The following is a 20448-nucleotide window of genomic DNA, read 5'->3' on the forward strand; positions in this document are numbered from 1 at the left end:
AGCCCCCGGACCCGCCGGTCACGCCGCCGCGGGCGTGTCCTCGCCCACGAACGTCCGCCACAGCTGCGCGTACCGCCCGTTCCGTGCGAGCAGTTCGTCGTGGGTGCCGTCCTCGACCACGCGGCCGTGGTCCATGACCACGACCCGGTCGGCCCGGGCCGCCGTGGTGAGGCGGTGGGCCACGACAAGGGTCGTACGACGGCCCGCGAGGCGGTCGGTGGCCTGGTTGACCTGGGCCTCGGTGGCGAGGTCCAGGGCCGCCGTGGCCTCGTCCAGGAGCAGGATGTCCGGGTCGACCAGCTCGGCGCGGGCCAACGCGATCAACTGGCGCTGGCCGGCCGAGAGGTTGCGGCCCCGCTCGGCGACCTCGTGGAGGTAGCCGCCCTCCAGCGTGGCGATCATCTCGTGGGCGCCGACCGCGCGGGCCGCCGCCTCCACCTCGGCGTCGGTGGCGTCCGGGCGGCCGTAGGCGATGGCGTCGCGGACCGTGCCCTGGAAGAGGTACGCCTCCTGCGGGACCACGCCGAGGCGGTGGCGGTAGGAGGTCAGGTCCAGGGTGCGCAGGTCGGTGCCGTCGACCGTGACCCGCCCGCCCGTCGGGTCGTAGAACCGGGCCACCAGCTTGACCAGGGTGGACTTGCCCGCGCCCGTCTCGCCGACGAACGCGACCGTCTGACCGGCGGGGATCTTCAGGTCGATACCGCCCAGCGCCTCCTCGTCGTCCCCGTAGGCGAAGTGCACGTCGTCGAAGGCGACTTCACCGCGCAGGGAGAGGACTTCCAGGGGTTCCTCGGCCGCCTTCGTGGACGTCGGCTCCTGGAGCAGTTCCTGGATGCGGCCCAGGGAGACGGTCGCCTGCTGGTAGCCGTCGAAGACCTGGGAGAGCTGCTGGACCGGGGCGAAGAACAGGTCGATGTAGAGCAGGTAGGCGACCAGCGCGCCGGTGGTCAGGGTCGCCGCGTCCACCCGGCCCGCGCCCGCGATCAGCACGGACGCGGCGGCGACGGAGGACAGCAGCTGGACGAACGGGAAGTAGATCGAGATCAGCCACTGGCCCCGGATACGGGCCTGGCGGTAGCTGTCGCTGCGTTCCGCGAAACGCCGGCCGCCGTCGCCCTCGCGCCGGAACGCCTGCACGATCCTGAGCCCCGACACCGACTCCTGGAGGTCCGCGTTGACCAACGAGACGCGTTCACGGGCGAGTTCGTACGCCTTCACGCTCGCCTTGCGGAAGAAGTACGTGGCGACGATCAGCGGCGGCAGCGTCGCGAAGACGACCAGCGCGAGCTGCACGTCGATCACCAGCAGGGCGACCATGATGCCGAAGAAGGTGACGACCGAGACGAACGCGGTGACCAGGCCGGTCTGCAGGAAGGTCGAGAGGGCGTCGACGTCCGTCGTCATCCTCGTCATGATCCGGCCCGTCAACTCCCGCTCGTAGTAGTCGAGTCCGAGCCGCTGGAGCTGGGCGAAGATCTTCAGGCGCAGGGAGTACAGGACCCGTTCGCCGGTGCGTCCGGTCATCCGGGTCTCGCCGATCTGGGCCGCCCACTGGACGAGCACCGAGAGCAGGGCGAGCAGGGTCGCCGTCCAGACCGCCGCCATGGCCATCCGCGAGACACCGTCGTCGATGCCGTGCCGGATCATCACCGGGAGCAGCAGGCCCATGCCGGCGTCCAGCGCGACCAGGCCCAGGCTGATCAGCAGCGGGCGGCCGAAGCCCCGCAGCAGCCGTCGCAGGCCGTACGACTCCTCGGGCCTGACCGCGCGTGCCTCGTCGATGTCGGGGACGTCCGTCGCCGGGGGCAACGCGTCGACCGCGGCGAGGAGTTCGGGCGTGGCCGGGGTCCCGGCGAGGGCTGTGTCCTCGGCGCTCTTGCGCTCGCGGTCGCCGGTCCACAGGCGGGGCGTCACCCCGCGCTCGGCGTCGAACTCGGCGTCCAGTTCGTCGCGTACGGAGGTGTCCTCCCGCACGGCGACCGGCTGGGCGTGGCCCGGGGAGACACCGCCGAGGCCGTCGGGGTCGGTGAGCAGGCGGCGGTAGAGGGCGGAGCGCTGCTCCAGCTCCTCGTGGGTGCCGACGTCGGCGAGGCGGCCGTGCTCCAGGACGGCGATGCGGTCGGCGAGGTTCAGGGTGGAGCGGCGGTGGGCGATGAGGAGGGTGGTGCGGCCCTCCATGACGTGCTTCAGGGCCTCGTGGATCTCGTGCTCGACCTGGGCGTCGACGGCGGAGGTGGCGTCGTCGAGGACGAGCAGGCGGGGGTCGGTGAGGATCGCCCGGGCGAGCGCGACGCGCTGGCGCTGGCCGCCGGAGAGGGTGAGGCCGTGCTCGCCGACCGTGGTGTCGTAGCCCTCGGGCAGCTCGGCGATGAAACGGTCCGCCTGGGCGGCGCGGGCGGCCTTCTCGATCTCCTCCTGGGTCGCGTCGGGACGGCCGTAGGCGATGTTGTTGCGGACCGTGTCCGAGAACAGGAAGGAGTCCTCGGGGACCAGGCCGATCGCGGCCCGCAGGGAGTCCAGGGTGAGCTCGCGGACGTCGTGGCCGCCGATGAGGACGGCGCCGTGGGTGACGTCGTAGAAACGCGGGAGCAGGAGGGAGACCGTGGACTTGCCCGAGCCGGAGGAGCCGACGACCGCGAGGGTCTCGCCGGGGCGGATCTCGAAGGAGAGGCCGTCGAGGACCTTGCGGCCGTCCTCGTAGCCGAAGGAGACGTCGTCGAACTCGACCGTGGCCGGCGCGTCGGCGGGGAGCTCCTTGGTGCCGTCCTTCAGGTACGGCTCGGTGTCGATCAGCTCCAGGACGCGTTCGGTGCCCGCTCGGGCCTGCTGGCCGACCGTGAGGACCATCGCGAGCATGCGGACCGGGCCCACGAGCTGGGCGAGGTAGGTGGAGAAGGCGACGAAGGTGCCGAGCGTGATGTGACCGCGGACCGCGAGCCAGCCGCCGACGGCCAGCATCGCGACCTGGCCGAGGGCGGGGACGGCCTGGAGGGCCGGGGTGTACTTGGAGTTGAAGCGGATCGTGCGCAGCCGGCCCGCGTAGAGGCGGCGGCCGACCTCCCGGAGCTTCCCGGTCTCCTGGTCCTCCTGCCCGAAGCCCTTCACCACGCGTACGCCGCTGACGGCGCCGTCGACGACGCCCGCGACGGCGGCGGCCTGGGCCTGGGCGTACCAGGTGGCGGGGTGCAGCTTGGAGCGGGAGCGCCTGGCGATCCACCACAGGGCCGGGGCGACCGCCAGGGCGACCAGGGTGAGCGGGATCGACAGCCAGGCCATCACGACCAGGGAGATCACGAAGAGCGCGAAGTTGCCGATCGTCATCGGCAGCATGAAGAGCAGGCCCTGGATCAGCTGGAGGTCGCTGGTGGCCCGTCCCACGACCTGGCCCGTGGACAGCTCGTCCTGGCGGCGGCCGTCGAGGCGGGTGATCGTGCCGAACATCTCCGTGCGCAGGTCGTGCTGGACGTCCAGGGCGAGACGGCCGCCGTAGTAGCGGCGGATGTACGTGAAGACGTAGACGAGGACGGCGGCGGCGATCAGGGCGCCGGCCCAGGGGGCCATGTCCCTGCTGTGGTCGCCGATGACGTCGTCGATGATCACCTTGGTGATCAGGGGGACGATCGCCATGACGGCCATGCCGCCGAGGGAGGAGCCCAGGGCGAGTACGACGTCCTTCGGGTAGCGCCAGGCGTACCCGGCCAGTCGTCGTGCCCAGCCCCGTTGCGTCTCCACGCGGGTGTCCTCCGTCGTTCAGAAGTCCTGATCTGCCGGAAGACACCAACGCGGACAGAAGCGGATTTCATCCCTCCGCAACAAGAAGTGGTCAGACGCGGACGCGGAGGTAGTAGAAACGGGTCGTCTGGACCGCGTTCTGGTTGTCGTCGCTGACCAGGAGAACCTTCAGGCGGCCCTTGCTCACGCCCGTGACGACCATGCCCTCGATGTTGTCCAGGAGCGGGTTCGGCTGGGGCTGCTTGGCGGTGGCCCCCAGGGTCGGGCAGCTCGCGATGTCCGTGAGCAGCGTCTTCCTGACCAGACGTACGTCCGGCTGGCCCGTCAGGTTCTCGACGCCGCTGGTGTCCGTCGCGTGGCGGGGGTCGGCCAGGTAGAGGCGGACTGTGTTGCCGACGCCGGAGGTGAAGCCGCGCTCCAGGACGAGGAGGCGGCCGTCGGGGAGGGCCTGGACCTCGGGGACGCCGAGGAAGGCGGCGTCGGTGCGGTGGGCGTACTGTTCCGCGAGCTGGAAGCGGCCGTGGTGACGCGTCCAGGTCTGGAAGCGGACGATACCCGCCGTGTCGCCGGCGAGCGCGTACTCCATGGAGGCGAGCAGGGTGCGGCCGCCGTCCATGAGGGTCAGTCCCTCGAAGGTCTGGTTCGACGTGGCACGGCCGGCCGGGGCGACCTGGAGGGAGGCCGGGACGGGGAGCCGGTCCAGGATCCTGCCGTCCTTCGAGTAACGGCGGATCGACGGCTCGGTCTCCGAGGTGACCAGCCGGGTGCCGTCCCGGTCGATCGCCAGTCCCTCGGAGTCCAGCGCGGCGCCGTTCTCGTCGGCGAGCGGGACGACCGACTCCGGCGCGAGGGTCCTCGCGTCCAGGTCGAAGAGGGAGGAACGGTCGGAGAGGGCGGCGAGGGAGCCGTCCCTGTCCACCGCGAGGGCGGAGAGGTTGCCGACGAAGGTGCCGTCGTACGTCGTCTTGTCGAGCGCGTCGGAGAAACGGTCGAGGGAGACGGAGGGGGAGCAGGCGTGGCTCACCGGGGCGGCCGAGGCGACGGCGGGTCCTGCCGCTGTCAGGCAGGTCGCCGCCGCCAGGGCCGCGGTGGTGGTCGCGAGTACGGTTCTGAGCTGCATGCGCGTCACCGTAGGACGGGTTCGTGACCTACGGGAGACGGCGTCATGAAGGGTCGGCCTCCACCGGCGGGAAATCTCCTCCACCAAAGTACGCGCTCTTTTGAGCGCTTAACGGGGACCGATTTTCCTGAAACGCTGCACGTGGGGTCGGCCAATATCTGTGGCCGCGAGGTGAGGATTTGGCACGTCGTACAGAAAGTGTTGTTGCCGCAATCAGCAGGACGGAGTCATTTTCCGGATTCACCCTGCCATCTCGTGCTACTGTCGATCTCAGTTGCAGTTGTGGTTCCCAAAACTTCAAGCGTCTCCGTCGGCATCTTCAGCCGCTGGCGGCGTTTTCGTATGGCCGGTCTTTTCCGGACGGGGCATCATCGCGGCGACCCGGTATCCGCACTTCGCGGGTCTCGGCGTACTGCCCAAGAGGAGATATGACATGGCATCAGGCACGGTGAAGTGGTTCAACGCAGCCAAGGGTTTCGGCTTCATCGAGCAGGACGGCGGGGGTGCGGACGTGTTCGCCCACTTCTCGAACATCGCCGCCCAAGGCTTCCGCGAGCTGCTCGAGGGCCAGAAGGTCACCTTCGACATCGCGGCGGGCCAGAAGGGCCCGACCGCCGAGAACATCGTCCTCGCCTGACGCTGACGCGCACTTCGTAGCTGGGGCCCGCATCCCTCGGGGTGCGGGCCCCAGCTACGCGCCCCCACGGCGTCAAAATTCCGGTGACGCGATCCGCATCAGATCCGCTGCACCCCTTGTTCAGTTTCGCATTTTCCATTCGGTCCGTTCTTGTGATTCCCCGCGCTGCTTTTGCTGCGGGAATTCCTTGATACGTGCCGTATCAAGGAAGGGTTCTCGATGAACTCCGCACGTATGAATGACCGTTCTTCCCGCCGCAGCCGCGGCGACGGCACCGCTTTTGGCACCGCCGCCGGCCCGAAGCGCGGCGGCCGTTTCGGATCGTCGGCCCCGAGTCGTTCAGGGGGTCCGAGCCGTTCGGGCGGCTACGGTCGGCGGCCCGCAGTGGTCCAGGGCGAGTTCGCCCTGCCGAAGACGATCACTCCCCCGCTCCCCGCGGTCGAGGCGTTCGCCGACCTCGACATGCCCAAGCAACTGCTGGCCGCGCTGACCGCGCAGGGCATGAGCGTCCCGTTCCCGATCCAGGGCGCGACCCTGCCCAACACTCTCGCGGGGCGCGATGCCCTGGGACGCGGGCGCACCGGCTCCGGCAAGACCCTCGCGTTCGGTCTGGCCCTGCTGGCCCGCACCGCCGGACAGCGCGCCGAGCCCCGTCAGCCGCTGGCCCTGGTCCTCGTGCCGACGCGTGAGCTGGCTCAGCAGGTGACCGACGCGCTCACCCCATACGCCCGCTCGGTGCAGCTGCGTCTCGCCACGGTCGTCGGGGGAATGTCGATCGGCAGGCAGGCCAACGCGCTGCGCGGCGGTGCCGAGGTCGTCGTCGCGACGCCGGGCCGGCTCAAGGACCTCATCGACCGCGGTGACTGCCGGCTGAACCACGTTGCGATCACCGTCCTCGACGAGGCGGACCAGATGGCCGACATGGGCTTCATGCCCCAGGTCACCGCGCTGCTGGACCAGGTCCGGCCCGAGGGCCAGCGGATGCTGTTCTCCGCCACCCTCGACCGCAACGTCGACCGCCTGGTCCGCCGCTACCTCACCGACCCGGTCGTCCACTCCGTCGACCCCTCCGCCGGCGCGGTCAACACGATGGAGCACCACGTGCTGCACGTCCACGGCGCGGACAAGCAGTGGACGACGACGCAGATCGCGGCGCGCGAAGGCCGGGTGATCATGTTCCTGGACACCAAGCACGCCGTCGACCGCTTGACGCAGGACCTGCTGCATAGCGGGGTGCGGGCCGCCGCCCTGCACGGCGGCAAGTCCCAGCCGCAGCGCACCCGGACCCTGACCCAGTTCAAGACCGGGCACGTCACCGTGCTCGTGGCCACGAACGTCGCCGCACGCGGCATCCACGTCGACAACCTCGACCTCGTCGTCAACGTAGACCCGCCCACCGACCACAAGGACTACCTGCACCGCGGCGGCCGCACCGCGCGCGCCGGCGAGTCCGGCAGCGTCGTCACCCTGGTCACCCCCAACCAGCGACGCGACATGACCCGCCTCATGACCGCCGCCGGCATCACGCCCCGGACCACCCAGGTCCGCTCCGGCGAAGAGGCACTCGGCCAGATCACCGGCGCCCGGACACCCTCTGGCATCCCTGTGACGATCACCGCGCCGGTCACCGAGCGGCGCCAGCGCAGCACCTCGCCCTCACGGGGCCGACGCAGCCCCGCCTCGGCCGCCCGGCGCAGGACCCGGCAGTCCTCGTTCGACCCGGCGGCGTAAGGACTTCCTGTCCAGGACACTGGCCCACCTCTGCAGGAGGCACCTTGTGACGATGGTTCAGACGCAGATCCGCTCGACGGGCACCGCCCCCGTACCCAGGACGGTGGCAGACGCCATGGAAACCGCCGGACCGCAGGTCTGCGACGACATGACCGTCGAGGTGGCCCTGTCCGTCATGGCGAGCGCCCGCACCGGCCACCTGCTCGTCTGCGACGACGACGGTGTGTGCACCGGACTTCTCACCCAGGTCCAGCTCACCGCGGTCCGCGACAGCTCCGCGTACACGGACCGGGTCCAGCTGCGGGACATCCTCGTCGACCCGGGGCCCTTCGCCTCGCCCGTGACCACCATGGCCGAAGCCGAGCACGCGATGCGCGACCGCCGACTCGATGCCCTGCCCGTGGTCGACGAACACGGCAACGCCCTGGGCGTCCTCGCCCTGGCCCCCTGACCGCCTCGACCGCGGCAGAACACATCCCCCTCGTTCTTCTCCCTGTGAGGCATCATGCGCTGTGTCATCGCCCGCTTCCCCTTCGACCTCACCAAGAGCGGCGTCCTGGAATCCATGAAGGGCGTCAAGCCCGAGGAAGTCATCGGGGCGTCCGTGATCATCGGTCGTCGCACCTACCCCGTCAAGCAGGTCGGGCAGGTCGTCACCCGCCAGGACCGCCGCGACTTCAGCGCAGGCGAGGTCCTGCGGGCCATGACCCAGCTCGGCTTCACCTGCCGCGACCTCTCCCAAGTCGCCCAAGTCGCCCGAGTCGCCGCATCCGAGCGCACTCTCAGCCCGTTGCAAAAGGCTTCCGCGATGCTCGGGACCCCCACGGCAGCCTGACCGATGGGCAGGCGTGAGCCGCCGTCGCAGCAACAGCAACAGCAACAGCAACAGCAACAGCAACAGTGAGCTTCAGTTGGGTACCCGGGCGCAGGCTGGGACACGTGGTGCCATGTGGCCCGTTCGGTGCTGGACTGGGTACCGCACCCGCGTGTCCGGGACGCGAGGCCTGAGCGGCATCGAGTTGAGGAGTGAGGAGGCGCCGTGACCGCATGGGGGTCAGGCGGGAGCCGTGCGGTCGGGGTGTTGACGCTGGCGGGGACGTTGGAGGCGGCGGAGGCGGCGGCGCCCGTGGAGTCGCTCGATGTGGTCGCGCGCATGCTCAAGGAACGCCTGGGGGCGGCGTCGGTGTCCTTCCTGATCACCGACTTCAACGGCGGCTCGGTTGTCCGGCTGGGCGCTGCGGGCAGTGTCGAGACCGGTGAGCCGGCCCGGCGTATTCCGCTGCGGGGCACCCTGTACGACGAGGTGATCCGCAGCCAGCGGCCGGGTGTCGAGGACAAGGGCGAAGGCGCGCCGGTGCGGATCGTCGCTCCGGTGACCAATCGCGGGGACGCCATCGGCGTCCTGGAACTGTTTCTGCCCGCGGCGCCCGATGCGGAGACGATGCGGGAGATCGGTGAGACGGCGCACGCGCTGGCCTACATCGTCATCGCGAACCGGTCCTTCACCGATGTCTACCAGTGGGGCAGGCGCACGGCCCCGCTGAGCCTGGCCGCGGAGATCCAGCACCGGCTGCTCCCGGCGTCCCTGGCGTGCGAGGCGGCCCAGTTCGCGGTCGCCGGGGCGCTCGAACCCGCCGACCACGTCGGGGGCGACACCTTCGACTACGTCATCGACCGCGACGCCGTCCAGCTCTCCATCACCGACGCCATGGGCCACGACGTCGCCGCCGCACTGATGGCCACCCTGGTGGTGGGCGCCCTGCGCCGGGCACGGCGGGCGGGCGCCGACCTCGAGGAGCAAGCCCGCGAGGCCGACCAGGCCATGCGCGAACACGGCCACGGAGGCTACGTCACCGGCCAGCTGCTGCGGATCAGCCTGCTCGACGGCCAGACGCAATTCATCAACGCCGGTCACCCCTGGCCGCTGCGGATGCGGGACGGGCACGTGCAGCAGATCGTGCCGAAGGTCGATCGGCCGTTCGGCTTCCAGCCCCCGCGCCCCTACCGCGTCCAGTCGCTGGACCTGCGCCCCGGCGACCGCCTCGTGATGCTGACGGACGGCATGCTGGAACGCAACGCCCGGAGCCTGGATCTGTCCGACCTGATCGTCCGCACCCGTGCGCTGCACCCCCGCGAGGCCGCCCGCACCCTCATCGGGGCGATCGTCGACGCCGGCCACGGTCACCTGGAGGACGACGCGACCGTCATGTGCCTGGACTGGCACGGAACCGGCCACTCCCAGCGGGACGCCGCCACCGGCGCCGACCTCACCGACGCCTCACCCCCGTCAAGAACGGGACCAACCGCTGGTGGTACTCCGCCTTGGCAGGGCTGACCAACCGGCTGATCGCGTCGCGAAACCCCGCGCTGTGCCGACCTGCGCCGGACGCTCGTCCTGCAGCGCGCTCGAGGACCGGCGGCACCGCGTGGATGTCCCGCACGTCACCGCAGGGCGGGTCGGTGACGTGCGGGAGTCCGGCAGGCGTCAGCTCGCCGCGAGGTCCTTGTGGATGACCTTGGCGACGCCCTGGATCGTGGTGATGCCGTAGTTCATGGTGCTGTTGCCGTGCGTGAGCACCGTGATCATGTAGTCGTGGCCGCCGCCCGTGAAGGTGCCGACGCTGTGCACCCGCCAGCCGTGCGTGGAGCGCTGGAGCCAGCCGTTCTTGACGTGCCATGAGACCCCGGACGGGCGGCCGTACGGTGTGCCCCAGCGCTGCGACGAGATGACCTGGCCCATCAGCTTCAGGATGTAGGCGCGGGAGTTGTCGCTCAGGACGGAGTTCTTCGCGGTGACCAGCTTGAGCAGCTTCTGCTCGTCGGTGACGGTGATCTGGGTCAGGCCCCAGTAGCCGTTCGCCCCCGGCTTGGTCTGGGTCATGCCGGCCGCGGTGAGGAAGCCCTTGATCTTGGTCAGGCCGAGCTGGCGCCACAGCTTGCTGGTCGCGTCGTTGTCCGACTTGGTGATCATGGCCTTGGCGAGGTTGCTCTCGGTGGTGGTCAGATACCTGTTGTGCTTCTTCGCGTCCCACAACAGCGTGGCGAGGACCGTCACCTTGACGACGCTCGCGGAGTCGTAGGCGGTGGAGGAGCGCAGGGTGCAGGTGGTCTTGGTCGTACGGTCGTAGAGGCCGACGGCGATCGTGCCCGAGCGGTTGGAGACGGCGGACGTGATGTCCCGCTTGAGTTTGTCGGCGAGGCCCGCCCTGGCGGACGTGCAGCTGACGGTCGGTGTGGTTGCCGCGGCGGCCGGAGTGGCGGCGGCGACGCAGGCGGCCAGCGCACCGGCCGCTATCCATTTCGTGTGTCTGAATATCCCCCGTGTCATGCCCAGTTGACTCTCAGGTGCGGGGGAATGGTTGTACGCATGGGGAATGGTTGTACGAGTCGTTACCCGGGTCGTGGCGATTTCACAGGATGGAACCAGGTTCGTCACAGCCGTCGCCCAAGCCTCTCTGCACCTCCGGTCCGCGCGCAGGGCATTTCTGATCGGGTGAAAGCGTCAGTGCCCGGGCCGAAGAGGCAGGAGCGGTCGGAGGGGGCAGCAACGAGGAGCCGTCCCTGCCTACCGCGAGCGCGGAGAAGTTGCCGACGAAGGTGTGCCGTCATCGTCTTGTCGGGCGCGCCGGAGAAACGGTCGAGGGATACGGACAGGGCGCGGGCGCGACTTACCGGGGCCGAGGTCTGACGGGGGTCCTGCCTCCGACAGACAGTCCCCGCCAGGGCCGCGCTGGCGGGGGCCGAGAGGAAGGGCCTCAGCCCCGTCCAGTAAGCGGCCCGCGGCCCTCAGCCCCGGGCCGATCCAGTGAGGTTGCCGAGCAGAATGTCCTTCACCAGGCGGAGCTTCGCCAGCTGAGCGTGCCTCACCCGCCGCTCCCCGGCGAGCGCGGTGAATCGCTCGGTGAACGCCTTCTGTGCCTCCATGTCGGGCACATCCACCTCCACGTCGAGCAGACGGGTCGGACTCACGAGACTCAGACCGCTGACGGACCGGGCCACCGTATGAATGCGGTTCTGGACCTCGCTCAGCATCAGCCACGCCACGAGGTAGTCGGCGGTCAGTCGACGGGCGTCGGGCCTGATGCGCAGGACGCTCTGGCTGTACGTCGCCTGCCCCGGCTCTCCACGCCATACCGCGGCGCGGAATGTCCGCCCCGTCTCGCTCGCCGCAGCGAACAGGACGTCCCCAGGAAGCAGGACTGCCTCCTGGCCTCCCGGGAGCCGGACGGAGGCGGCCACGCCCGCCCCGGTCCCGGGTGTCCCGAGCGCCCCTCCGGTCAGATCGGCGGAGCGGAGAACCGGCACGCCGGGACGGCTCGCCCGGCCGCCGGCGGCTCCGGGCCGTACCGAAGCCACCACCTCACGCAGCGCACACCGCCGGGCCCGGTCCGCTCCCCGGGGGTCGATCGTCGTGAGCAGTGCGAGCAACTCGTCGAGGTCCAGCTTGGCGAGTTCGCCCTCGACCTCCTTCTCGGCGTCGATCAGCGAGCGGACGACGTCGGCGACCGTGTCCCGGTCCGGCTCCGCGCCCGTGCTGTCCGCCATCACCTCCCACGCACTCCGCCGGGTCCAGGGATAGTTGGGGACCACGCCGTCCGCCGTCCCCTTGAGCTGCTGTTCTATCTCCCGGAACGAGAGCCCGTACTTCTCCCACCAGTTCTCGTAGGCGCCTGTGAGCTCCTGGCGCCGGTCGCGCACCAGGTCGTCGAGCTTGCTCCGCAACCCCTGGCGAAGGATGTCCAGAACCGCCCGGCGCTCTTCCTGTGGAGCGGCCAGTGCGGTACGAGCCTGGAGGAGACGGGCTCGTGCGCTCTCCTCCAGGCTCTTGACCGCGGCAGTGGCCGTCGAGCGCTCACGCCTCACCCGAGCCAGTTCCGCCAGCCGCTCCTTGTGCGCAGTATCTGCCTCGTCGGCACGAGAATCGCCGGTGCCCTGGTCGTCGCTCCTCGCGCCGAGGACCTCGTCGTCATCAGTCGGCCGGGACTTGAGTTCCTGCCACCGCGCCCGCGCCGCGGCCACCCGAGCGTCCGCCGCCTCCAGCTCCGCCAGGAAATCCGGGACGAGGGCGGTGACCAGACGGTGCCGGTACGCCTCGCGCCGCTCCGCGAGGTTCGGCGTGCGCTCCTTGCCAGTGCCCGGGTCGAGCTTCGGCGCCAGCTGTGTCTCGATGTCCGCGACCCAGCCGTCGAGTACGCCCGCGAATCCCCTCTGCGACAGTGCCAGCAGGTCGTATCTGGCCTCGTGCCACCACTCGGCGACCGCGCCCGCGAGGACGGGCCGGTCAAGGAGCCCCACCTCGTCGAGGCACCGGGCGAAGGACTCGACCAACCACTCCCGAGCCGCCCACAGCGCGGTCCTCCCTTGCGAGGGCTGCATGCCCGTCGACCCCTCGGCGGCCGTGGCGACCGCCTCCAGGTGCCGTGCCTCCGTGTCCCACCACTCGGTGAAGGCAGTCTTCAGTTGCTCCTCGCGAGGGCGGGCCAGGTCTGCGAACCGGGCCGCGTCGGGGCGGCGTGCCTGCGGCAGGAAGTCCAGGTACCGCGGATCCACGGGAAAGCGCTCTTCGAAGAGATCGGTCGGGGCCACCCCGTACGCGTCGAACAGCCCCTTCTTGGCCTCGATCTCGGCGCGTGGCACACCGCCCACCAGGTGCGCCAGCACGTCCTGCGGTTCCGATGCCGGCGTGTTGTCCACATAGCGGCGGACATTGAGGTTGTCGCCGTTGCGCCGCAGTTCATCACGGTCCACCACACGCGAGAAGCCGGGGATCTCCGTGAACCCGTGGAAGACGGACGTGATCTTCTCGGCGTGCTCGGGCCGCAGCACGTTCTGGGCGCGCTCCGCGTGGAATGCGCGGTCCGCGTTGACGAACAGGACCTTGCCCGCCCGCTGCGGATCCTTCTTGCCCGGCGGGCGCAGCACCAGGACACAGGCGGGGATGCCCGTGCCGTAGAAGAGGTTCGGTGCGAGGCCGATGACCGCCTCGATGGTGTCGTCGTCCAGCAGCCTGGTACGGATCGTCTGTTCCCGGCCCTCGCGGAACAGCACGCCGTGGGGCATGACCGTGACGACCGTGCCACCCCGGCCCTCCCGTTTGGTCTCCCACAGCATGTGCTGAAGGAACATCAGATCGGCCTTGCCGCGCTCGCCCGCATACCCGTAGGCCGCACGCTCCCCCGGGTACGCGAGGTCGCCCGCCGCGAAGTCCATGGCGAACGGCGGGTTGCTGAGCACACCGTCGAACCGGTCCGCGTCCGAGGCCGGCACGTGTGCCGGTGCGCTGAGCGTGTCCCCGGCGCGCAGGTCGAAGTCGTGCGCCCCGTGCAGGACCAGGTTCACCGTCGCCGTGGCAAGGGAGCCGCTGTTGGCGTCCTGGCCGGCGAGGAACATCTCCGAAGTGTCGCCGCCGTGCTCCTCCACGTACTCCTTGGCGGCGACGAGCATGCCGCCCGAGCCGACGCACGGGTCGTAGATCCGCATACCGGGCCTGGGTCCGAGCAGGTCCACCATCATGCGGACCACGGCGCGCGGGGTGTAGAACTCCCCGCCCACGCGGCCCTGCGAGTCCGCGAACGCCTTGATCAGGTACTCGTAGGCAGCCCCGATCAGATCGGGGAACTCAAAGTCCTCGGTGTTCAGCCGGACCCGGTCGAAGTGCGCGATGAGCGCCCTCAGCCGCTGGTCGGCGCGTTCGGTGGCGGACTGGCCGTACCCGCCGCCGAGGCGGAGGAAGTTGAGGTGGCTGAAGAGCCCCTGTAGTTGGGGATGCCGGTCCTCCAGCGCCCGGAATGCCGGATGCAGCCAGCTCTCGGCGATGTCGTGCGTGGCCGAGGCCAGTTGTGGCCAGCGTGCCTGCTGCGGCACGAAGAGCACACCACGTTCGCGGTACGTCGACTCCTGTTCGAGGAAGTCGGCGAGTGCCGCGCCGGTCAGACTCAGCTCCCGGGCCCCGTGCTCTTTGATCGCCTCACGCGCCGCCTCGAACCCGTCGTTGGCCCCCTTCAGGAAGAACAGAGCGACGATGTAGTCCTTGTACTCCGAGGCGTCCATCGCGCCCCGGACGATGTCCGCGGCTGCGAAGAGATGCCGCTCCAACTGCGCGAGAGTGACCTTGGCCACGATCGCCCCCCTATGACCTGCGGAGATGTCAGTACTTGATGATGCCGAGCCCGCGTTCCACGAACTCGTGGACATTGGTGTACGGATCCCGTTTGACGAGCGGCACATGCTCGCCGTGCTCCGCGTTCATCCGGAGGGCGCGCTCCTTGGCCTGCGGATAGCCCCCGGTGATCTGGTGCGGCAGCACCAGCTTGAGGTTGGCCGCGTCCTTCGGGTCCCTGGCGAAGGGCAGTCTCGCCACGACCTGCCCGCACACCCCGCCGAACGTGCCGGTGACCGGCTTGTGGTGCAGCAGCCGCCAGACCTCGAAGCAGGGATGGGAGAAGGCGACCTGCACGCCCGCGTCACGGGCCTGTTTGAGCGCGGTCTCGATGCCCTCGTGTTCGTCCCGGTCGAAGAGGCACCAGACCTGCGGAAGGTACTCCGCCGCCAAACCGCTGCGCTTGGCCTGCCTGGTCTCCTCCTCCATCAGCCGGACGGCCGCCTCGACCAGCCTGAGCGGCTTGCGCTGCGAACCGGGGGCGGACTGGTTGGCGATCCGCACCTCCACGGTGGGCGCGTGCTCCTTGATGATCTGGATGTAGGAGGGTTCCGTGACCAGGCCTTCGGTGAAGACGTGCACGACCCTCTTGCGCCGTCCACGCTGCTTCGCGGGGCCCAGTGAGTCCTTCCCCTTCTTCGGCTTCCCCATCAGCGTTGCCCCGCCTCGGGCCCGTCCTGCTCCGGGCCGACAAGCAGCCGGCGGGCGATCTGGCCCTCCAGAAGAGCGGGGACCGCGCCGAAAGCCCCCGCCAGGTACGACTTCATCAGGTCCTCCTCGCTCCCCGGGGACGCGGCGGTCAGCGGATACAGCTCGGTCGCGCCGTCCGCGTCCTTCTCCGTCAGCCACACCTGGCCGGGCTCCAGCAGCCGACCGCCGCTCGGGGTGGTCAGCACGGTCGGGTCGTGCGAAGTGAAGACCAATTGGGCGCCGTTCGGATTGGCGTACGGGTCGTGGAAGAGCCGCACGACCTCGGCGGCGAAGCGGGGGTGCAGGCTGGCGTCCAGTTCGTCGACGAGCAGGACGGCGCCCTCATCGAGCGCGAGCAGCAGCGGGCCCAAGAGGGCGAACCAGGAGCGGGTGCCGAGTGACTCGGCCTGCCAGTCGAGGGCGGACTCGCCCGCGGCCGAGCGGTGCACGAGCCTGACGGTCGAACGGCCCCTGCCGTCCTCCACCACTTCGCTACCCGTGATGCCGAGGTCGGCCACGCGCAGGAGTTCCTCGATACGGCCGGCTCGTGTTCCGGACAGTTCCTGCCGGGTGAACGCCTCGCGCTGGTCTCTGTCGACCTCCGGATCGATCAGCCACAGGTTGCGGCTGAACCACTGGAAGAGGGGCGAGAGCTGCGGGTGGTTGTCCGTGCCCGCGGTGGAGAGCAGCAGGGCGTTGGGGCGAGTACGCCGGGCGAGCTGTGTGCGATCCTTGATCCTCTTGCCCGGCCAGTCGTACTCCTCCACACGGGAGGCGTCCCGGTCCAGCCAGATCTGACGCTGCCCGAGCGGGTAGCTGTGCAGCCATTCGGCTTCGACGCGACTGCCGCCCAGTTCGAAACCGTACGTCCAGCGGACCCCTTCCAAGACGAGGTCGACCTCGAAGAAACTCGGTTCCTCGAACCCTTTGGGGTCGAGCGCGAAGAAGGAGCGCGGAACGCCGTCGTACGAGGCCCAGCGGGCATAGGAGTCAAGGACCGCGCTCCGCATGTCGACAAGCGCCGCGAGCACGTTCGACTTGCCGGAGGCGTTCGCGCCGAAGATTCCGATCAGCGGGTGGACACCCAGCGACCGACCGCCGGGGAGAACCACCGACCGAGTGTTGAGCGCCTCCGCGTCCTCGTGGGCGACGAAGGACAGCTCCTGCTCGTCACGCAGTGACCGCACGTTCGCGACCCGGAACCTCAGCAGCACACCGTCCTCCTCTCCTGCCTCAGCGTAGTCGCCGGGTCTGACACGATCCCCGACGATGATCCTGACCTCGGGAAACATACCCGGTGGCGGCGGTCCCAGGTGGCCGAACGAGTGATCAGGGCGGCAGGCGGGCCGCAGCTTTGAAGAAGCCGTTGCCCCCGCCTTGCCCGCTCCTTGGCCCATTCACAGTCAGTCACCAGGTACGCCACAGCCCTCACCCAAGCCCCCTCCGCACGATGCGAGGGTGACATCTGCCACCGATCCCCACCCCCACGCCGAGCCCCTGTCCGCCGACTGGCCGCCACCGGCCCCACCCGCGCCGGCGCCCCCGGACAGGGCCCCGCGCTGGTCGCTGCCCGCACTGCTGGCCATCCTGGTCCTCGCCGGGGTCCTGTACGGCTGGAACCTGTCCGGGAACGGCCTCAACAGCTTCTACAGCGCCGCGATCTACAGCGGTACGCAGAGCTGGAAGGCCTGGTTCTTCGGCTCGCTCGACGCCGGGAACTTCCTCACCGTCGACAAGCCCCCCTTCGCGCTGATGGTCATGGGGCTGTCGTGCCGGATCCTCGGCTTCGGCACCTGGCAGATGATGGCGCCCGAGATCGCCGCCGCCCTCGGCACGATCTGGATCCTGCACACCTGTGTGAAGCGGGTGTTCGGGCACGCGGCGGCCGCCGTCGCCGCGCTCGTCCTCGCGCTCACCCCGATCACGGTCGCGATCAACCGGGACAACAACCCCGACACGATCCTGGTGTTGCTCATGGTGGGCGGCGCGGCCCTCGCCCTGCGCGCGGTACGCACCGACCGGCTGCTGCCGCTGATCGGCTCGGCGGTCTGCTTCGGGCTCGCCTTCAACACCAAGATGCTCCAGGGCTACATCGCCCTGCCCGCCGTCTTCGCGGTGTACGTGTACGCCTCGAAGCCCGGCTGGAGGAAGAAGGCCGTCAACCTGGGCCTCGCGACGGTGGCGTTGGCGGTCTCCAGCTTCTGGTGGGCGACGGCGGTGTCCCTCGTCCCGGCCGACGACCGGCCCTACATCGGCGGTTCGACCGACGGCTCCGCCTGGAACCTGATCATGGGCTACAACGGCCTGGGCCGGGTCCTGGGCGGCGAGGGCAACGGCGGGGGCGGCGGGGGCGGGGGCGGCACCTTCGCCGGTACCGCGGGCATCGGCCGGATGTTCAACGACGTCCTCGGCGGCCAGATCTCCTGGCTGATCCCCTTCGCCCTCCTCGCGCTCGCCGCCGGTCTGGTGCTGTGCGGGCGGGCCCCGCGCACCGACATGACCCGGGCCGCGCTCGTCCTGTGGGGCGGCTGGCTGGTGCTGCACTACCTGACCTTCGCGATGGCCGAGGGCACCATGCACCCGTACTACACGACCGCGCTCGCCCCGGGCATCGCGGCACTGTGCGGCGGCGGCGGGGTGATGCTGTGGCGCGCCTTCCGGGGCGGTGACGTCCGCTGGTCCTGGGTCCTGCCGGCCGGACTCGCGGTCACCGCCGTCTGGGCGGTCGTGCTGCTGCGCCGGGCGACCGGCTGGAACACCTGGTTGTGGCCGGTCGTCGGTGTGGTCATGGTCCTCGCGATCGTGGGCCTGGCCGTCTTCCGTACGGCCGCCTCGGGCACGAAGCTCCGGCTGCTCGGGGTGTCGGTCGCCGCGGCGATCGTGGCGGCCCTCGCGGGCCCGACGGCGTACGCGGCCTCCCCGGCCTTCTCCGCCACCAGCGGCGGCATGGGCGGCACCAATCCGACGGCGGGTCCCTCGACCGGGGGCGGCATGGGCGGCCCCGGGGGCGGGGGCGGGGGCGGCCGAGGCGGCTTCGACGGCGGCCCCGGCGGCCGGATGCCGGGCGGCACCCAGCAGGGCGGCGGCCGGGCGAGCGGAGAACTCCCCGGGGGCAACGGTGGCGGCGACGGCCAGACGCAGCCCGGTGGCGGCAACGGTGAGCTTCCGCAGGGCGGCGGCACGAGTGGCGGCCCCGGCGAAGGCGGTGGCGGAGGCGGTGGCATGGGCGGCAGCGTCGACAGCGCGCTGGTCTCCTACCTGGAGAAGCACCAGGACGGCGCCAAGTGGCTGCTCGCGGTGTCCAATTCGCAGAGTGCCGGCCGGCTGATCCTCAGCACGCACGAGCCCGTCATCTCCATGTGGGGCTTCACCGGCACCGACCGGGCGATGACCGTGGCCAGGCTCAAGGAGCTGGTGAAGAAGGGCGAGTTGCACTACATCCAGCTCGGCGGCGGTGGCATGGGCGGCGACAGCGGCCTCAGCCAGGAGATCACGAGCTGGGTGCAGAAGAACGGCACGGCGGTGAAGGCGAGCGACTACAGCACGAGCGAGAGCAGCAGCGGCTCGACCTCGACGGTCTACCGGCTGGACCCCTCCGACGCCGGCTGACCACCGCACCGACTGCCCGCCGTACGCCCGACCGACTCCGCCGAAGAACCACCGGTTCGCGTACAACCCTCGGGGCCCACCGGAGGTCTCTTGATCGCCAACCTCACGTGTCACCGAGGACAACACCCGGCAAACACGGACGGTTCGCACCCCATCGACACGGATGCCCGCCAGGCATCCCCGCATGCCGCAGGAGAATCCCGCATGCACCAGAAGCACCACTCGCACCTCAGACTCGCCCTCGCGACGGCCGCCGCGGCCGCGCTGACGGGCGGTCTGCTCACCGTCTCGGCGGCGACGGCCACCGCCGCCGACTCCTTCAAGGTCACCAAGGCCGACTTCAACGGCGACGGCATAGGCGACGTCCTGGCCACGGCCGCCGGCGCCTCCGTCAGCGGCCACGCCGACGCCGGCCAGGTCGTCGCCCTCTACGGCAGCACCGGCAACGGCGTGACCTCGGCCAAGCGCTCGGTCCTGAGCCAGAACTCCGGCACCGTGCCCGGCAGCGCCGAGGCCGGCGACTGGTTCGGCGGCGCGACGGCGTACGCCGACTTCAACGGCGACGGGTACGACGACGCCGCCGTGGCCTCGCCGTACGAGAAGGTCGGCACCGACACCGACGGCGGCGCCCTCGCGATCCTGTGGGGCTCGGCGAACGGCCTCACCGGCAAGGCCAGCGACGTACCGGACCCGGCCGTCTCCTCGCACGACAACTGGGGCCTGGCCCTGGCCGCCGGCGACTTCGACGGTGACGGCAAGGCCGACCTGGCCGTCGGCAGCTCGTCGGCGACCCTGTACGTCTACAAGGGCGGCTTCAGCAGCTCCGGCCAGCCCGGCGGCCGCTACACCATCAAGCCGCCGATCATGCCCGGCTCCTCCGGCTTCCCCTACGGCCCGCAGCAGCTCACCGCCGGTGACGTGAACGGCGACGGCCGCACCGACCTGGTGGTCGACGGCTACGAGACGCAGACCGGGAACGGCTGGAACACCAACTACTGGGTGCCCGGCACCGCGAACGGCCTGAGCGTCGCGGGCGTCAAGACCCTCAAGCCGGGCATCGTCACCGGCATCGGTGACATCAACGGCGACGGCTACGGCGACATCGTCACCGGCGCCGGCTGGGACTCCACGACCGGCGACGGCCAGAGCGTCCCGGACTCCTCGGACGGCGGCAGGGTCAGCATCACCTACGGCTCCGCGTCCGGCCCCGCCTCGACCACCGGCATCACCCAGAACACCGGGAACGTGCCCGGCAGCTCGGAGAAGGGCGACTCCTTCGGCTGGGACCTGGACCTGGGCGACGTCAACGGCGACGGCTACCAGGACCTGGTGGTCTCCGCCCCGAACGAGGACCTCGGCAGCGTCTCCAACGCCGGCATGGTCACCGTCATGTACGGCTCCGCGAACGGCATCAACACCTCCACGGGCCTCCAGTCGTTCGAGCAGAACACGACGGGCGTCCCCGGCACCTCCGAGAAGAGCGACCTGTTCGGCGCCGACGTCAAGCTCGACGACGTCAACGGCGACGGCAAGGCCGACCTGGTCGTCGGGTCGTACGAGGACGGCGGCGACGGAGCGGTCACCTACCTGCCCTCCACCGGCACGAAGATCGGCACCACCGGTTCCCGCGCCCTGTCGGTGACCGCGGTGGGCGTCTCCACCTCGGGCACCCCGCAGTTCGGCGCCCTCTTCGCCGACTAGCCGGCACCACTCCCAGAGGGAACACCACACCGGGCCCGTGACCGGTCACCCCCTCGTGGGCCGACCGCC

Annotated in this window: 13 protein-coding genes; 7 read left to right on the forward strand and 6 right to left on the reverse strand. The window is 70.3% G+C overall.

Going from position 1 to position 20448, the window contains the following annotated elements; all coding sequences use genetic code 11:
- Positions 1-18: 18 nt before the first annotated feature.
- Both ABZ098_RS42035 and ABZ098_RS42040 read right to left on the reverse strand, forming a co-directional pair.
- Positions 19-3732 carry an ABC transporter ATP-binding protein gene (locus ABZ098_RS42035; protein ID WP_356599828.1) on the reverse strand — a complete coding sequence of 1238 codons (3714 nt, stop codon included), beginning with the start codon at positions 3730-3732 and terminating at the stop codon, positions 19-21.
- 91 nt (positions 3733-3823) lie between these two features.
- Positions 3824-4852, reverse strand: coding sequence for an esterase-like activity of phytase family protein (locus ABZ098_RS42040; protein ID WP_356599829.1), 1029 nt, complete (start codon positions 4850-4852; stop codon positions 3824-3826).
- A gap of 433 nt (positions 4853-5285) precedes the next feature.
- On the opposite strand from ABZ098_RS42040, the gene ABZ098_RS42045 reads away from it, so the two are divergent.
- From ABZ098_RS42045 to ABZ098_RS42065, 5 genes are all read left to right on the forward strand, one after another.
- The gene (locus tag ABZ098_RS42045; RefSeq protein ID WP_007387007.1) at positions 5286-5489 is read left to right on the forward strand and encodes a cold-shock protein; all 204 of its coding nucleotides are present in this window, start codon (positions 5286-5288) and stop codon (positions 5487-5489) included.
- 219 nt (positions 5490-5708) lie between these two features.
- The gene (locus tag ABZ098_RS42050; protein ID WP_356599831.1) at positions 5709-7220 is read left to right on the forward strand and encodes a DEAD/DEAH box helicase; all 1512 of its coding nucleotides are present in this window, start codon (positions 5709-5711) and stop codon (positions 7218-7220) included.
- A gap of 46 nt (positions 7221-7266) precedes the next feature.
- Entirely contained in the window at positions 7267-7671 is a 405-nt protein-coding gene (locus ABZ098_RS42055) for a CBS domain-containing protein (RefSeq protein WP_356599833.1), read from the forward strand.
- Positions 7672-7725: 54 nt separating this feature from the next.
- Positions 7726-8055, forward strand: coding sequence for an SCO5918 family protein (locus ABZ098_RS42060; protein WP_356599835.1), 330 nt, complete (start codon positions 7726-7728; stop codon positions 8053-8055).
- 246 nt (positions 8056-8301) lie between these two features.
- Positions 8302-9555 (forward strand): PP2C family protein-serine/threonine phosphatase, encoded by a 1254-nt coding sequence (locus ABZ098_RS42065; RefSeq protein WP_356599914.1) that lies wholly within the window; start codon positions 8302-8304, stop codon positions 9553-9555.
- A gap of 150 nt (positions 9556-9705) precedes the next feature.
- Here ABZ098_RS42065 and ABZ098_RS42070 read toward each other — a convergent pair whose 3' ends face one another.
- The 4 genes from ABZ098_RS42070 to ABZ098_RS42085 all read right to left on the reverse strand — a co-directional run bounded on the left by ABZ098_RS42070 (position 9706) and on the right by ABZ098_RS42085 (position 16283).
- Positions 9706-10548, reverse strand: coding sequence for a serine hydrolase (locus ABZ098_RS42070; RefSeq protein WP_356599837.1), 843 nt, complete (start codon positions 10546-10548; stop codon positions 9706-9708).
- Positions 10549-11006: 458 nt separating this feature from the next.
- The gene (locus ABZ098_RS42075; RefSeq protein WP_356599839.1) at positions 11007-14339 is read right to left on the reverse strand and encodes an N-6 DNA methylase; all 3333 of its coding nucleotides are present in this window, start codon (positions 14337-14339) and stop codon (positions 11007-11009) included.
- A 28-nt stretch (positions 14340-14367) separates the two neighbouring features.
- The gene (locus ABZ098_RS42080) at positions 14368-15030 is read right to left on the reverse strand and encodes an RloB family protein (protein ID WP_356599841.1); all 663 of its coding nucleotides are present in this window, start codon (positions 15028-15030) and stop codon (positions 14368-14370) included.
- Positions 15030-16283, reverse strand: a complete 1254-nt coding sequence (locus ABZ098_RS42085; RefSeq protein ID WP_356599843.1) for an AAA family ATPase — start codon at positions 16281-16283, stop codon at positions 15030-15032. Before ABZ098_RS42085 ends, ABZ098_RS42080 begins: the two co-directional genes overlap by 1 nt.
- Before the next feature lie 244 nt (positions 16284-16527).
- On the opposite strand from ABZ098_RS42085, the gene ABZ098_RS42090 reads away from it, so the two are divergent.
- Both ABZ098_RS42090 and ABZ098_RS42095 read left to right on the forward strand, forming a co-directional pair.
- Positions 16528-18678 carry a glycosyltransferase family 39 protein gene (locus ABZ098_RS42090; protein WP_356599845.1) on the forward strand — a complete coding sequence of 717 codons (2151 nt, stop codon included), beginning with the start codon at positions 16528-16530 and terminating at the stop codon, positions 18676-18678.
- A gap of 204 nt (positions 18679-18882) precedes the next feature.
- Positions 18883-20379 (forward strand): FG-GAP and VCBS repeat-containing protein, encoded by a 1497-nt coding sequence (locus ABZ098_RS42095; protein ID WP_356599847.1) that lies wholly within the window; start codon positions 18883-18885, stop codon positions 20377-20379.
- Positions 20380-20448: the final 69 nt, after the last annotated feature.

It is taken from the genome of Streptomyces sp. NPDC006335 (assembly GCF_040612795.1).
Taxonomy (GTDB): Bacteria; Actinomycetota; Actinomycetes; order Streptomycetales; family Streptomycetaceae; genus Streptomyces.

Bases quoted from the DNA above. Each gene is read 5' to 3' on its own strand.
- ABZ098_RS42040 (WP_356599829.1), bottom strand. From the start codon at position 4,852: ATGCAGCTCAGAACCGTACTCGCGACCACCACCGCGGCCCTGGCGGCG.
- ABZ098_RS42045 (WP_007387007.1), top strand. From the start codon at position 5,286: ATGGCATCAGGCACGGTGAAGTGGTTCAACGCAGCCAAGGGTTTCGGC.
- ABZ098_RS42050 (WP_356599831.1), top strand. From the start codon at position 5,709: ATGAACTCCGCACGTATGAATGACCGTTCTTCCCGCCGCAGCCGCGGC.
- ABZ098_RS42060 (WP_356599835.1), top strand. From the start codon at position 7,726: ATGCGCTGTGTCATCGCCCGCTTCCCCTTCGACCTCACCAAGAGCGGC.
- ABZ098_RS42070 (WP_356599837.1), bottom strand. From the start codon at position 10,548: ATGACACGGGGGATATTCAGACACACGAAATGGATAGCGGCCGGTGCG.
- ABZ098_RS42080 (WP_356599841.1), bottom strand. From the start codon at position 15,030: ATGGGGAAGCCGAAGAAGGGGAAGGACTCACTGGGCCCCGCGAAGCAG.
- ABZ098_RS42095 (WP_356599847.1), top strand. From the start codon at position 18,883: ATGCACCAGAAGCACCACTCGCACCTCAGACTCGCCCTCGCGACGGCC.